Annotated in this window: 13 protein-coding genes; 7 read left to right on the forward strand and 6 right to left on the reverse strand. The window is 56.3% G+C overall.

Annotated features, from left to right (window positions below; all coding sequences use genetic code 11):
- Positions 1 to 2: 2 nt before the first annotated feature.
- From yidD to rpmH, 3 genes are read right to left on the reverse strand one after another with little or no spacing between them, the layout of a single operon-like run.
- The gene (yidD, locus tag H8F21_RS01715; RefSeq protein ID WP_082071379.1) at positions 3 to 248 is read right to left on the reverse strand and encodes a membrane protein insertion efficiency factor YidD; all 246 of its coding nucleotides are present in this window, start codon (positions 246 to 248) and stop codon (positions 3 to 5) included.
- Positions 241 to 645, reverse strand: a complete 405-nt coding sequence (gene rnpA / locus H8F21_RS01720; protein WP_045186563.1) for a ribonuclease P protein component — start codon at positions 643 to 645, stop codon at positions 241 to 243. Before rnpA ends, yidD begins: the two co-directional genes overlap by 8 nt.
- Before the next feature lie 13 nt (positions 646 to 658).
- Entirely contained in the window at positions 659 to 793 is a 135-nt protein-coding gene (gene rpmH, locus H8F21_RS01725; protein WP_002551315.1) for a 50S ribosomal protein L34, read from the reverse strand.
- A 580-nt stretch (positions 794 to 1,373) separates the two neighbouring features.
- Here rpmH and dnaA point away from each other — a divergent pair.
- From dnaA to gyrB, 4 genes are read left to right on the forward strand one after another with little or no spacing between them, the layout of a single operon-like run.
- The gene (gene dnaA / locus H8F21_RS01730) at positions 1,374 to 2,888 is read left to right on the forward strand and encodes a chromosomal replication initiator protein DnaA (protein WP_203477107.1); all 1,515 of its coding nucleotides are present in this window, start codon (positions 1,374 to 1,376) and stop codon (positions 2,886 to 2,888) included.
- A gap of 39 nt (positions 2,889 to 2,927) precedes the next feature.
- Positions 2,928 to 4,031 carry a DNA polymerase III subunit beta gene (dnaN, locus tag H8F21_RS01735; RefSeq protein ID WP_136473823.1) on the forward strand — a complete coding sequence of 368 codons (1,104 nt, stop codon included), beginning with the start codon at positions 2,928 to 2,930 and terminating at the stop codon, positions 4,029 to 4,031.
- 19 nt (positions 4,032 to 4,050) lie between these two features.
- Positions 4,051 to 5,154 carry a DNA replication/repair protein RecF gene (gene recF / locus H8F21_RS01740; RefSeq protein WP_203477106.1) on the forward strand — a complete coding sequence of 368 codons (1,104 nt, stop codon included), beginning with the start codon at positions 4,051 to 4,053 and terminating at the stop codon, positions 5,152 to 5,154.
- A gap of 4 nt (positions 5,155 to 5,158) precedes the next feature.
- A complete protein-coding gene (gyrB, locus tag H8F21_RS01745) occupies positions 5,159 to 7,576 on the forward strand; it encodes a DNA topoisomerase (ATP-hydrolyzing) subunit B (protein WP_203477105.1) in 2,418 nt (805 codons plus the stop codon).
- Between the two features lie 139 nt (positions 7,577 to 7,715).
- Here gyrB and H8F21_RS01750 read toward each other — a convergent pair whose 3' ends face one another.
- From H8F21_RS01750 to H8F21_RS01760, 3 genes are all read right to left on the reverse strand, one after another.
- A complete protein-coding gene (locus H8F21_RS01750; protein WP_203477103.1) occupies positions 7,716 to 8,606 on the reverse strand; it encodes a DUF2950 domain-containing protein in 891 nt (296 codons plus the stop codon).
- A 14-nt stretch (positions 8,607 to 8,620) separates the two neighbouring features.
- Positions 8,621 to 10,144, reverse strand: a complete 1,524-nt coding sequence (locus tag H8F21_RS01755; RefSeq protein WP_203477098.1) for a DUF3300 domain-containing protein — start codon at positions 10,142 to 10,144, stop codon at positions 8,621 to 8,623.
- Positions 10,145 to 10,380: 236 nt separating this feature from the next.
- Entirely contained in the window at positions 10,381 to 11,697 is a 1,317-nt protein-coding gene (locus H8F21_RS01760; RefSeq protein WP_203477097.1) for a sigma-54 interaction domain-containing protein, read from the reverse strand.
- Positions 11,698 to 11,945: 248 nt separating this feature from the next.
- Between H8F21_RS01760 and H8F21_RS01765 the strand changes: the two genes are divergently transcribed.
- The 3 genes from H8F21_RS01765 to H8F21_RS01775 are packed head-to-tail and all read left to right on the forward strand — an operon-like array spanning position 11,946 to position 14,954.
- Entirely contained in the window at positions 11,946 to 12,830 is an 885-nt protein-coding gene (locus H8F21_RS01765) for an MBL fold metallo-hydrolase (protein ID WP_203477095.1), read from the forward strand.
- A gap of 37 nt (positions 12,831 to 12,867) precedes the next feature.
- Positions 12,868 to 14,139 (forward strand): NAD(P)/FAD-dependent oxidoreductase, encoded by a 1,272-nt coding sequence (locus tag H8F21_RS01770; protein WP_203477093.1) that lies wholly within the window; start codon positions 12,868 to 12,870, stop codon positions 14,137 to 14,139.
- A complete protein-coding gene (locus tag H8F21_RS01775; protein ID WP_203477092.1) occupies positions 14,136 to 14,954 on the forward strand; it encodes a sulfite exporter TauE/SafE family protein in 819 nt (272 codons plus the stop codon). Before H8F21_RS01770 ends, H8F21_RS01775 begins: the two co-directional genes overlap by 4 nt.
- The last annotated feature ends 1 nt before the right edge of the window (position 14,955 follow it).

Below are 14,955 nucleotides of genomic sequence, written 5' to 3' on the forward strand. Positions count from 1 at the left end.
GATTACTCGGCTATCGAAGAAGAACGGGAAGAGGGAGCAGGCGGAACCGGGTCAAAACCGCCGGCATTCCACGGATGACAACGCCCCAGACGACGAACGGTAAGCCACCCGCCACGTAAAAGACCATGGTTTTCGATGGCTTCTAACGCGTAGCAGGAGCAACTGGGGTAGAAACGACAGTGACTGGCCATCAGAGGACTAATGGCATAGCGGTAAAACTGGATCGGAACGAGTGCCAGTTTACGCATCTTGACTGTCTACCCCCACAGAGTCGGTGTTAACCACTGGAGCGGGCCGACTACGTGCGAGGCGCTTCCAGAGCTTGCCAAAATGTTGGTGCAATTCTGGGTTTTCAATCTCGCCCAACCCTTTGCGCGCGACGATCACGATATCCCAACCTGCAAGCAAGTGCTGGTTCAGGCGAAACGAATCGCGCATCAGGCGTTTCAGGCGATTGCGTTGAACGGAGAGCTTGACGCTCTTTTTCCCGATCACAAGCCCCAGGCGGGGATGATCCAGACCGTTCTCGCGAGCAAGGAGCAGGAGGTTTTTCCCTGGAACCTTGCCGGTTGGGGAGTCGAAGACCGCTTTGAAGTGTCGGGGAATAAGCAGACGCTTTTCCCGACTGAAGTCCTGACTCACCACCAGTGCCGAAAAATCAAACTGCCAGGCGCTTACGGCCTTTGGCACGGCGACGCGACAGAACGGCACGACCGTTCTTGGTGGCCATACGGGCACGGAAACCGTGAGTGCGAGCGCGCTTGATGGTGCTTGGTTGGAAAGTACGTTTCATGGCGTGTTACCTGGTTCGTCGACTACGGGCCGGAATGGCCCCCGTTTTAAGAGACCGGCGATTCTAGAGAAAGCGCGGCCGTAGGTCAATTTCCAACCAGCTTTTCCTTATAGACGGGAAATCCTTCGTTGCGGTGAAGGGTGTGAACGGACAAAACCATCGAACGCTTAAACATAAAAAAAAAGAGAGGAATTATTTAAAGCTTTTCTGTAAATCTTATAAAGCTTAAGCAGAAAAAATCTGTGGATAGAACGCTACAGGCCTTGTAACACCTCATGTACAAGGAATTGAAACCTTGTCGAGAAGGGGTGTTTTAGCTGTGCTGTAGGGGCGCAAAAGCTGTGGATTAAATAGCCTGTTATCCACAGCGGCGTTATCCACAAATTTCAACCCCCAGTTGTGCATAGACCTCAGGCACGGTTATCCACAGGGCTTATGCACAAGGCCAAAAGGTCATTTTTGCCAGTAAACTGCTGATTTATCGTAGTCCGCGTAGCAGGTGCATGTGGATAACTGCGCTGGTGGTCGGTACAATGGCCGCTTGTTTTTGCCTCACCGGCTTTCAACTCAGGGGATATCCGTGTCAGTGGAACTTTGGCAGCAGTGCGTGGAGCTTCTGCGCGATGAACTGCCTGCCCAGCAATTCAACACCTGGATCCGTCCGCTACAGGTCGAAGCCGAAGGCGACGAGTTGCGCGTCTACGCGCCTAATCGTTTTGTTCTCGACTGGGTCAACGAAAAGTACCTGAGCCGACTGCTTGAGCTTTTGGGTGAACATGGCAACGGCATTGCACCTGCGCTTTCCTTATTAATAGGTAGCAGACGCAGTTCGGCTCCTCGGGCCGCCCCCAACGCACCGTTGGCCGCCGCCGTCGCCGCCTCCCAAGCGCAGGCCGCGCAAGTCGCAGTGGTTAATGAACCTGTCTCCAAGCCTGTTGCAGCGATGGCTGTTGCTGAAGTCGAGCAAGCGCCATCACGAGACAGCTTCGATTCGATGGGCGACTCCAATACTGCACAAGCGCCAAGTAGCCGTACCGAGCAGCGCACCGTTCAGGTTGAAGGCGCGCTCAAGCACACCAGTTACTTGAACCGAACCTTTACCTTCGAGAATTTCGTCGAAGGTAAATCCAACCAGCTTGCTCGCGCAGCTGCCTGGCAAGTCGCTGACAATCCCAAGCACGGCTACAATCCGTTGTTTCTTTACGGTGGTGTAGGTCTGGGTAAAACGCACTTGATGCATGCTGTGGGTAACCATCTGCTCAAGAAGAATCCGAATGCCAAGGTTGTCTACCTGCATTCGGAGCGCTTCGTTGCTGATATGGTCAAGGCACTGCAGCTCAACGCGATCAATGAATTCAAACGTTTCTACCGTTCGGTTGATGCGTTGCTGATCGATGACATTCAGTTCTTCGCTCGTAAGGAGCGATCGCAGGAAGAGTTTTTCCACACCTTCAACGCCTTGCTCGAAGGTGGTCAGCAAGTAATTTTGACTAGCGACCGCTATCCGAAAGAGATCGAAGGGTTGGAAGAGCGGCTAAAGTCGCGCTTCGGTTGGGGTTTGACTGTGGCTGTCGAACCTCCTGAACTGGAAACTCGCGTGGCCATCCTCATGAAGAAGGCCGACCAGGCAAAGGTTGATCTACCTCATGATGCTGCGTTCTTCATTGCCCAGCGCATTCGCTCCAACGTGCGTGAACTCGAAGGTGCTCTGAAGCGAGTCATCGCTCACTCGCACTTTATGGGACGTGACATCACCATCGAGCTGATCCGTGAATCGCTGAAAGATCTTCTGGCGCTACAGGACAAACTGGTGAGTGTGGATAACATCCAGCGCACCGTTGCCGAGTACTACAAGATCAAGATTTCCGACTTGTTGTCCAAGCGCCGGTCTCGTTCGGTTGCTCGACCGCGTCAGGTTGCCATGGCCTTGTCCAAGGAACTGACTAACCACAGCTTGCCGGAAATCGGTGATGTTTTCGGCGGCCGCGACCACACTACGGTGTTGCACGCATGCCGCAAGATCAATGAACTCAAGGAATCCGACGCGGATATCCGCGAGGACTACAAGAACCTGCTGCGGACTCTGACGACGTGATTGACGTCAGCGCAGCTTATTAAGGCAAGGGACTAGACCATGCACTTCACCATTCAACGCGAAGCCCTGTTGAAACCCCTGCAACTGGTCGCAGGCGTCGTTGAGCGCCGCCAGACCTTGCCAGTACTGTCCAACGTACTGCTGGTTGTTCAGGGACAACAACTTTCACTTACCGGTACCGATCTGGAAGTGGAACTGGTTGGCCGTGTGCAGCTCGAAGAGCCTGCCGAGCCAGGCGAGATCACCGTACCTGCGCGCAAGCTGATGGATATCTGCAAAAGCTTGCCCAACGATGCACTGATCGACATCAAGCTCGATGAGCAGAAGATTATCGTAAAGGCCGGACGGAGCCGATTCACCCTGTCGACCTTGCCAGCCAACGACTTCCCAACTGTAGAGGAAGGTCCTGGTTCGCTGACTTGCAACCTTGAGCAGAGCCGTCTTCGTCGCTTGATCGAGCGCACCAGCTTCGCCATGGCCCAGCAGGATGTGCGTTATTACCTCAACGGCATGTTGCTTGAAGTTTCTGCAGACACCTTGCGCGCCGTAGCCACCGATGGTCACCGTCTGGCCATGTGTTCTATGCGCGCAGACATCGGCCATGCCGACCGTCATCAAGTTATCGTGCCGCGTAAAGGCATCCTGGAATTGGCCCGCCTGCTGACCGAGCCTGATGGCATGGTCAGCATCGTACTGGGTCAACATCACATTCGTGCCACCACAGGTGAGTTCACCTTCACCTCTAAGTTGGTCGATGGCAAATTCCCAGACTACGAGCGAGTGCTGCCCAAGGGTGGTGACAAGCTGGTGATTGGTGACCGTCAGGCGCTGCGCGAGGCATTTAGCCGTACCGCCATTCTATCCAACGAGAAGTATCGAGGGATTCGACTGCAACTGGCCAACGGTCAGCTCAAAATCCAGGCGAACAACCCTGAGCAGGAAGAGGCTGAAGAAGAAATCAGCGTCGACTACAACGGTAGCTCGCTGGAAATCGGCTTCAACGTCAGCTATCTGCTAGACGTACTGGGTGTCATGACTACTGAGCAAGTTCGCCTGATCCTTTCGGATTCCAACAGCAGCGCCCTGCTGCAGGAAGCTGATAACGACGACTCCGCTTACGTAGTCATGCCAATGCGTCTGTAATTTGTCCAGCAGACTCTAGATGTCCCTCAGTCGCGTTTCTGTCACCGCGGTGCGTAACCTGCACCCGGTGACCTTCTCTCCCTCCCCCCGCATCAATATCCTGTACGGCGCCAATGGCAGTGGGAAAACCAGTGTGTTGGAAGCGGTGCATTTGTTGGGCCTGGCCCGATCCTTTCGCAGCACCCGTCTAACGCCTGTTATTCAATACGAGCAGTTAGCTTGTACGGTATTCGGCCAAGTCGAGTTAAGTGAAGGTGGATCAAGTAACCTGGGCATTTCGCGGGACCGGCAAGGTGAGTTCACCATTCGTATAGACGGGCAAAACGCTCGTAGCGCCGCGCAGTTGGCGGAGATTCTGCCCCTGCAGTTGATCAACCCTGACAGCTTTCGCTTGTTGGAAGGAGCACCAAAAATACGTCGCCAGTTCCTTGATTGGGGCGTGTTCCACGTGGAACCCCGCTTCATGGCTACGTGGCAACGCCTACAGAAGGCTTTGCGGCAGCGGAACTCATGGTTGCGGCATGGTACACTTGACGCTGTTTCGCAAGCGGCCTGGGACCGGGAACTATGCCTGGCCAGCGCAGAAATAGATGAATACCGCCGAAATTACATCAAGGCCTTAAAGCCCGTCTTTGAGAAAACCCTGAGCGATTTGGTCGAACTCGACGGACTGACCCTGAGTTATTACCGGGGCTGGGACAAGGAACGAGAGCTTAGCGAAGTACTCGCTTCGTCCTTGCAACGCGATCAGCAAATGGGCCATACCCAGGCTGGACCACAACGAGCTGATTTGCGCCTGAGACTCGGCGCACATAATGCCGCCGACATATTGTCTCGGGGGCAGCAAAAGCTAGTGGTCTGTGCACTGCGCATTGCCCAAGGGCATTTGGTTAGCCAGGCTCGACGTGGCCAATGTATTTATCTTGTGGATGATTTGCCGTCCGAGTTGGACGAGCAGCACCGCCACTCACTTTGTCGCTTGTTGGAAGACTTACGCTGCCAGGTGTTTATCACCTGTGTAGATCATGAATTATTGAGGGAAGGCTGGCAGACGGAAACGCCAGTTGCTTTGTTCCACGTGGAACAAGGCCGTATCACCCAGACCCACGACCATCGGGAGTGAAGGCATGAGCGAAAATCAAACGTACGACTCCTCCAGCATTAAAGTGCTGAAAGGGCTAGATGCCGTGCGCAAGCGTCCCGGTATGTACATTGGCGACACCGATGATGGTAGCGGTCTGCACCACATGGTGTTCGAGGTGCTCGATAACTCGATCGACGAAGCACTCGCCGGCCATTGCGATGACATCACCGTAACTATCCACCCGGACGAATCCGTCAGTGTTCGCGATAACGGTCGCGGCATTCCAGTCGACGTGCATAAAGAGGAAGGCGTATCTGCCGCCGAGGTCATCATGACCGTCTTGCACGCAGGTGGTAAGTTTGACGATAACTCCTACAAAGTATCCGGCGGTCTGCACGGTGTAGGTGTTTCTGTAGTTAACGCCCTTTCTGAGCAGTTGCTCCTGACAGTTCGTCGTAGCGGTAAGATCTGGGAACAGACCTATGTTCACGGTGTTCCCCAGGCGCCGATGGCTATTGTCGGCGACAGCGAAACTACGGGTACCCAGATTCACTTTAAGCCTTCGAGCGAGACGTTCAAGAACATCCACTTCAGCTGGGATATCTTGGCCAAGCGGATTCGCGAACTGTCCTTCCTCAACTCTGGCGTTGGCATCCTGCTTAAGGATGAACGTTCGGGCAAAGAAGAGTACTTCAAGTACGAAGGTGGTCTGCGCGCCTTCGTTGAGTTCCTGAACACCAATAAGACTCCGGTCAACCAAGTGTTCCACTTCAGCGTTCAGCGCGAAGACGGTGTGGGCGTTGAAATTGCCCTGCAGTGGAACGATAGCTTCAACGAAAACCTGTTGTGCTTCACTAACAACATTCCGCAGCGTGATGGCGGTACTCACCTGGTCGGCTTCCGCTCGGCGTTGACGCGTAACCTGAACAACTACATTGAGCAGGAAGGCTTGGCGAAGAAGAACAAGGTTTCGACCACCGGCGATGATGCCCGCGAAGGTCTGACCGCGATCATCTCGGTGAAGGTGCCGGATCCCAAGTTCAGCTCGCAGACCAAAGACAAGCTCGTATCTTCGGAGGTCAAAACAGCCGTTGAACAAGAGATGGGTAAATACTTCTCTGACTTCCTGCTGGAAAACCCGAACGAAGCCAAAGCAGTTGTCGGCAAGATGATTGATGCCGCACGTGCTCGTGAAGCAGCGCGCAAGGCGCGAGAAATGACCCGCCGTAAAGGCGCGCTGGACATCGCCGGTCTGCCAGGAAAACTAGCTGACTGCCAAGAAAAGGACCCTGCCCTTTCCGAACTGTACCTGGTGGAGGGTGACTCCGCAGGCGGTTCGGCCAAGCAAGGCCGCAACCGCAAGACTCAGGCTATCCTGCCGCTTAAAGGTAAGATCCTGAACGTCGAGAAAGCGCGTTTCGACAAGATGATCTCGTCCCAGGAAGTTGGCACACTGATCACCGCGCTGGGTTGCGGTATCGGCCGCGAAGAGTACAACATCGACAAGCTGCGCTATCACAACATCATCATCATGACCGATGCTGACGTCGACGGTTCGCACATTCGTACTCTGCTGCTGACCTTCTTCTTCCGTCAGCTGCCTGAACTGGTCGAGCGTGGTTATATCTACATTGCTCAGCCGCCCCTGTACAAGGTCAAAAAGGGCAAGCAAGAGCAGTACATCAAAGACGACGAGGCCATGGAAGAGTACATGACCCAATCGGCTCTGGAAGATGCCAGCTTGCACCTGGACGAATCGGCACCTCCTGTTTCCGGCGTTGAGCTTGAGCGTCTGGTAAACGAGTTCCGTACGGTGATGAAGACCCTCAAGCGCCTGTCGCGCCTTTACCCACAGGAACTGACCGAGCACTTCGTTTACTTGCCGGCCGTATCTCTTGAGCAACTGGGTGACCATGCTGCAATGCAGGAATGGTTGGGCAAGTTTGAAGAGCGTCTGCGTACCAGCGAGAAGTCGGGCCTGCTCTACAAAGCCAGCCTGCGTGAAGACAAAGAGCGCAATGTTTGGTTGCCGGAAGTGGAAATCACCTCCCACGGTCTTGCCAGCTACGTTACTTTCAACCGTGACTTCTTCGGTAGTAACGACTATCGCACCGTTACTGCCTTGGGCGCGCAACTGAGCACTCTGCTCGGCGACGGTGCCTATGTGCAGCGTGGTGAACGCAAGAAGGCGATCACAGAGTTCAAGGAAGCGCTCGACTGGCTGATGACAGAGAGCACCAAGCGTCACACCATTCAGCGATACAAAGGTCTGGGTGAGATGAACCCGGATCAGCTGTGGGAAACCACGATGGACCCAACCGTGCGCCGTATGCTCAAGGTGACTATTGAAGATGCGATCGCTGCTGATCAGATCTTCAACACGTTGATGGGTGATGCCGTTGAACCGCGTCGCGAATTCATTGAAAGCAACGCCTTGGCAGTGTCTAACCTGGATTTCTGATCAGGTGTAGGTTCACGTATAGCAGCAACGTAAAAAAATTAATGACCGGCCGGAACCTGAAAGCAGGGCTGGTCGGTCATTACCAAACCCGCTAACGCGGGTTTTTTTTGCGTTGATTTCATGAGTCGAGCTGATTGCTTCAGCGCACGCCCTCCTCGTCCTTCACTTCGTTCCAACTGCTGTCAGGGTCGAAACGTGTGATCTCGGCAGCTTGTTTTGCACTGTCTTGGCCGAGGTCTTTCTCGAACAATTCGCCGTCATGGCTGATCATGAAGCTCATCACGCCCGTGTCACCGTAGGTCGTCGGCCAGGCAATTACGGCAAAGCCACGAGTCATGCGATCGCCGATCTTGTAGTCATAGGCGCCGCCCGGTGCCGAAGGGCCTTGCGCAGTGAGGATACGATAGTGATAGCCATGCCAGTCATCGCCAACTGCAGCATCACCAAAAAGCGGTCCAAGCGGACTTTCCTCGATACCTTCCTCCTCCGGCCAGTACAGACCGTCGAACTGACCGTCGCTACTGATGAATTTCTGGGCGTACTCCAGGACTCCGTCGCTATTGCGATCGACTTCGGCGTAATCCATCTGGGCGTCGTGGTAGGCGCGCACCGCTTCAATGGTCGCCAGTTCGTTGCGTCCGATACGGCGTAGGCGGATCTCCTTGGCGCCCGCTTTGGTATCGAATGACCAACCGCTAGCACTGTGTCTGACGGGGATTGGAAACACCCAGGACGCGTCACCGACAACCAGATGCGCTCGCTCCGGACTGTCAGCCTGTATTTTATGCTTTTGCTTGTACAGGGAAAGAAAGGCGTCGACATCTTTTCGGTCAACGTTCTTGGTTGGGATGTAGCTTTGCCAGTCGTTGCCGAGCAGGTTAGCCAGCTGTTGGCTATCGGCTTTTTCACTACCCAGCGCCAGTACCAACGCTTCACCGGCAGCCTGCGCATCTGGGAAATGTTTTTGAGCGTAACTGCTGGACGCCCACAGCAGGAGCAAAGCAAGCGTAAATCGACTTGTAGTATTCATGACTGACTCTCCTCTCAACGGCGACGGCCGCCACCGCTGGAATGCATCCGTACGGGTCGTTGCACTTGGTGGCCCGCAGACGCCACGGAGGGTCGGCTGGCGCTCCGTTGACTGACCTGGCCACGATTGCTGGCGATGCGTGACTGCGAAGGGTTGCGCACACCTGCCAAGGCATTATTGCGTGGTGCCTGCGCGCTCGCATGCTGCTGGCGTACTTGTTGGCGTACCTGTTGATTGCGCACGGGCTGCTGATGCTGGCGGTTCTGTTGCGGGGCCTGAGCACGCTGTCGGGTGTGAGCATCACTTTTTAGTTGGCGGTCGGCAACCTGGGCGCGTTCGCGTGCGCTACCGGTCTGGCTGATACCCTGTTTTTCAAGGGTTTGTTGGGCGCGCTCGCGGTCGGCACTCTGCACCCTTTGGCGGGCTTCAAGGTTGCTGGTTGCCGGTGCTTCTATGCCATGCTGCGCGAGGCTTTCTCGGGCTCGCGCGCGGTCCTCGACACGGGCCGGCGTGTCACCGCGGTAGGCCGTACGTTGTTCGCTGCCGGGTAAACGCCGGTCGAACTGGGCTCTGCTGGCTTGGTCGCGGTAGGGAACGCCGTCGCGGTACGCAGGATTGTGACGCCAGTTGTTCTGGTTGGCATCGAGCCTTCGATTGACGTTGTTGATGTTGTTGTAGCGATTTACATTGATATCGACGTCGTGATCGTCCCAGTCGCAATCACCCCACAGGGAATTGACGATCGCTATGCCGGCACCGAAAGCCAGGCCCGTGGCCAACGCCGTAGCGATGGGATACTCCGGTGGGGGTGGATAATACGCTGGTGGATAGGACGGGGATGACCAATTGCCGTACACCACAGAGGGGTTGTAACTGGGCACGTAGACAATCTGCGGGTTGGTCGGTTGGATGACAATGGTTTGTGCCGGTGCGCTACCTTGCACCGCTGTGGTTGTGCCGCCTGCGGAGGCACTTGCCGGTTGTACTGTGACAGTCTGCTGTTCGTTGGACTCCAGATGGCCTGCGGCTTTGGCTTTGGCACGCAGGCGCTGCACCGAGTTCATGACTGCATCGGGCTGGGCAAGAAAGGCATCGCCGACTCGTTGCACCCAGACCGGGTCCTGTCCGAGGGTAGCCAGTACCTGTGGAAAAGCCACCAACGATTGCACGCTGGGATCCCACGGTTGGTCGGCGACCTGCTGGACGGCGGCATCACCGCTGACCTTGGGATGCGCCTTGGACCAGACGACGGCGTCAGCGACATTGCCTGGATAGGTGGTGGCCATCAGTACCTGGGCCAGTAACGCGTCCGGATACAACGCCAACGGTGCCAGCATTTGATCGAGCTGTTCGGTGCTGAACACTGCCGCATTTGGCGCTGTTGGGGCGTTTGGCGCGGCTGCAGATTCAGGAGCGGACGCTACAGTCGATGCGGGTGACGCGGTCGTTGCCTTGGGTGGTTCATCCTTATCGGAACAGCCTGAGAGCGCAAACATGGCGATGGCTAGCAAGATCGCCCGGTGAAGACAGGCAGACATGACGATGCTCCTGTGGCAGAAAAAACAGAGCGGAACGTCAGGCGGTTGGCCCTAGTGGTTTCCGACCGACAATCGACGCTTGGACAGCTCTCCGCAGCGGGTGAGCAGTATCAGCGTAGAAGAAAAAAGCGCTGTCGAATGACCACAATCGCATGCAACGGACTGCTTCCTGTGAGCCCGTTCTCAACATCGGATGTTCCACGTGGAACCTATCCAACTTTAAGCACTGCGGATATTTACAATCCCAGTTCACGCAAGCGTCGGTACAACGTACGTTCACTCAATCCCAGATGCCTGGCGAGTTCAGTGCGGGAACCGGAAAAGTTATCCAGTGCCTGCGCCAGTTGCGCAAAACTTTCTTTGTGCCGGCGCCGCAAAGGGGGTGGAGTCCTGTCCAGGGCGGTGCGCAAGTCGCTCGGTAAATGTTCGGCACGGATAACGCCGTCGTCGGCGAATAGCCTTGCTCGCTCGAGAATGTTGCGCAGCTCACGAATGTTTCCTGGAAAGCTGTGCAGGCTGAGTAGCTTCAGTGTTTCGCTATCGACATGAGGCGCGGATTTTCCCGCCATCCGTTGCAGCAGGCTTTCGATCAGTAAGGGCAAATCGTCCGCGCGCTCACGAAGTGAAGGCAGACGAATTGGAAAGCCACTGATTCGGTAATACAGGTCTTCTCGAAAGGTACCTGCAGCGACCATTTCCTTGAGAGGCTTATGGGTGGCTGAAACAAGCCTGAAATCCGAATGGACTGTTCGCAAGCTTCCAACCGGACGAAAGCTGCCCGACTCGATCATGCGTAACAGCTTTACTTGCATGGCGAGCGGTACTTCGCCGATTTCATCCAGAAACAGTGTTCCGCCGTGAGCGGCTTCAGCGAGTCCTATCTTGCGTTGCAGGGCGCCGGTGAAAGCGCCTTTCTCGTACCCGAAAAGCTCGCTTTCGAACAGTGACTCGGTCAGGCCGGTGCAGTCAACGACCACCAGTGGACCGGAGTTGCGCGGACTGCCCAAGTGCAAGGCTCGGGCGAAAAGCTCCTTACCTGTTCCGGATTCCCCTTGGAGCAGCACCGGAATCTGCGCAGGTGCTGCACGCTGCAGACTTGCCAACGCGTCCGTGAAGGCTGGCGCGCGTCCGACCAACCCTTGTTGCTGAGGCTGAGCAGAAGCTACCGCGATGCTGGTAAGTCGTTCGACAAAGGCAATCACTTCACCTTGTTGATCAAGGATCGGACGCAACTCCACATCAACATGTTCGGGGCCGCGCGGGGTGTGGTGTACGTGTAGCACGCGCTCAGGCGCTCGACTGCTCCATGCCTTGCGCATCGGACATAGTTCACCGGCCTGGTCGCATGGTACGGCGTAATGATGGGAAACCCTGTGACATTTATCGCCGATGGGAGGTTGGCCTTCAACGCCAAACTGGCGCTGGTAGGCAGCGTTGGCCGCGAGAATGTTGTAGTCGGTATCCAGCACGATTGACGGATGGGCGTCGTGTTCAAGGTACGACACCAGCGCTTGAACTGCGGGGGCGGGGAATTTTCGCGAGGAATAAGACATAAGGCACCAGGAAAAGCACGTGAGCAGCTTAACTGAAAGGCGAGCCCGTCTGCCAAAAACTGCCATTGTCTGCCAATAGTTGGCAGAAACTTCGGCAGTTGGTAGGGGACGAAGTCTATGTCATTCAATAAAAGCGGCGTTTGGCCTCGGAAAATTGGCTTGTTAACGGTGGCATGCATCTTGATGGCAGCTTTGCCAATGCGCACTTGGCTCAACGCCCAGGCACACGAATTATCTGGAGAGTGGTAATGATCATCGGCGGCAATTTGTATGTGGAGGCCCTGTTCGACAGTGTCACCTCAACCATCAGCTATCTGGTGATGGACCGTGGCAGTAGCCAATGTGCGTTGGTCGATAGCGTGCTGGACTACGATCCAAAATCCGGACGCACCAGCAGTTGTTCAGCGGACAAGTTGATCGCTCGGGTGAAAGAGCTGGGGGGTACGGTTCAGTGGATTCTCGAAACCCATGTACATGCCGATCATCTGTCTGCCGCGGCGTATCTCAAGGAGGCCTTGGGAGGGCGAATTGCAATTGGCAGCCAGATTACTCAAGTGCAAAAAGTCTTCGGCACCCTGTTCAATGCTGACAGCCGCTTCGCTCGCGATGGCAGCCAATTCGATGTGCTGTTCGACGACGAGCAGCACTTTGCAATTGGCAACCTGCGCGCCCGCGCCTTGCACACCCCAGGGCATACGCCGGCATGCATGACCTACGTGGTCGAAATTGAGGGGCAAGCTATCGCCTTTGTCGGTGACACCCTGTTCATGCCGGATTACGGAACAGCCCGTTGTGACTTCCCGGGGGCAAGTGCTCGGACTTTGTATCGCTCGATCCAGCGCATTCTCGCCCTCCCCGCTGAGACGCGGTTGTTCATGTGCCACGACTATCTGCCGGGAGGGCGTGAGCTTCGTTACATGACCACCGTGGCTGAGCAACGTGCCAGCAACATCCATGTGAAAGAAGGCATCAGCGAGGATAGCTTCGTGTCCATGCGCGAAGCTCGCGATGCCACGCTCGACATGCCCGTGCTGATCCTGCCTTCGGTACAGATCAACATGCGCAGTGGCCAACTGCCTGATCCGGAAGAAAACGGAGTGCGTTATTTGAAAATTCCGCTCAACGCACTCTGAGCAGTACCCAGAATTATTATTAAAGGAACACCTTGCCATGCCTGCACAAACCACATCGCCGAAAGGCGATCATCACAAGGTCCTGATTGTTGGTGCAGGGGCCGCCGGCGTCGCTGTGGCCGCAAGCCTGATGTGCCGCGATCCCTCGTTGGATATTGCCCTAGTCGATCCGAGCGACACCCACTATTATCAGCCCGGTTGGACCATGGTCGGCGCTGGTGTCTTCAACGCGCCGAGCACTGCCAGGAGCATGGAGTCGACGATTCCGTCCGGTGTTCACTGGATCAAGGCGCGGGTAGAACGCTTCGACCCGCATGCGCAGACCGTAATCTTGAGTGACGGTCGATTGCTGAGCTACGAACAGTTGGTAGTTTGCCCCGGCTTAAAGCTTGAGTGGGATGCCATAGATGGCCTGGCCCAGACCCTGGGCCGCAATGGAGTAACCTCCAACTATCGCTATGATCTGGCCCCTTATACCTGGCAACTGGTGCAAAACCTGCGCAAAGGTCGAGCGATATTCAGCCAGCCACCAATGCCTATCAAATGTGCCGGCGCGCCACAGAAAGCCTTGTACCTTTCGTGTGACCACTGGCTGCGTAAAGGCTGCCTTGGAGACGTACAGGCGAAGTTCTTCAACGCAGGCGCGGTGCTTTTTGGCGTCGCCGATTATGTGCCTGCCCTGATGGAGTACATCGATAAGTACGGCGTGGATCTCCAATACTCCCATCGTCTGGTTGCCGTCGATGGCCCTGCCCGGCAAGCCACCTTTGAACGCACCCTGCCCGATGGCAGCAGCGAAACCCTGACCCAGCCGTACGACATGCTGCATGTCGTACCGCCGCAAGTCCCTGCCGACTTCATTCGCAACAGTCCCCTGGCCGACACCGCAGGCTGGATTGACGTTGATCCGGTAACGCTGTGTCACCGCAAGTTCTCCAACATTCACGCTCTGGGCGATGGTATCAATACCACTAACGCCAAGACCGCAGCGGCCGCGCGCAAGCAGGCCCCGGTAGTTGCCAACAACGTATTGGTTGCCCTTGGCCGCCTGTCGAGGCTGGCGCACTACGATGGCTATGGTTCCTGCCCGCTCACGGTTGAGCGTGGCAAGATCGTGCTGGCGGAGTTCACCTATGGGGGCAAACTGTCGCCGAGCTTCCCGCGCTGGCTGCTTGATGGTCGCCGCCCTACCCGTCTGGCCTGGTTGCTCAAGGCGCAGATCCTGCCACCTCTGTACTGGCGCTGCATGCTCAAAGGTCGTGAGTGGCTGGCCAAACCTCCTGCGGCACCGCTAGAGGCCAGGCAGTGATCGAGCAACCATTCCTCGCTGTTGGATTGGGAGCGACCATTGGCGCTGTGTTGGCATTGACCGGTGCTGGAGGCGGAATTCTGGCCGTTCCTCTGCTGGTTTTTGGCCTGGGGCTGACTATGGTGGAGGCTGCGCCAGTTGGGTTGCTCGCCGTCGGCATGGCTGCTGCTGTGGGTGCCGTATTGGGGCTGCGCCAAGGCGTGGTGCGCTACCGGGCGGCAGCGTTTGTGGCGGCTATCGGAGTTGCCGCTGCACCGCTGGGCTTGATGCTGGCGCATCAGCTTCCCAATGCACCGCTGTCCCTGGCCTTTGCTGCAGTGCTGATTTACGCCTGCGGGCGCATGATGCTCAAGGCTTGTCGTCAATTGCGTGGTGAGCCGCCATTGGGCAAGCGTACGGTCATGCCGTGTGTGCTCAACCCCTTGCAAGGGCGACTGCGCTGGACCCTGCCCTGTGCCCGGGCATTGGCCGTCACCGGCGTGTTGTCTGGTCTGCTTTCCGGTTTGCTTGGGGTCGGCGGAGGCTTTGTAATCATCCCTGCATTGAGTCGCTACACCAATCTGGATATGAAAAGCATTGTCGCCACTTCGCTCGCCGTGATTGCTCTGGTGTCTACGGGGAGCGTGATCAGTGCCAGTGTGGCTGGTGTAATGCATTGGAGCGTCGGTGCACCCTTTGCCGCCGGTGCAATCGCAGGGCTGTTGGTTGCCCGCCAGTTCGCCAGTCGTCTGGCGGGACCACGCTTGCAGCAACTGTTTGCGGGTGTCGGGATCTGCGCGGCGTTGCTTCTAGCAATCAAAACGCTGGGGGGCTAAG

The organism is Pseudomonas arcuscaelestis, assembly GCF_016881005.1.
Lineage (GTDB): Bacteria > Pseudomonadota > Gammaproteobacteria > Pseudomonadales > Pseudomonadaceae > Aquipseudomonas > Aquipseudomonas arcuscaelestis.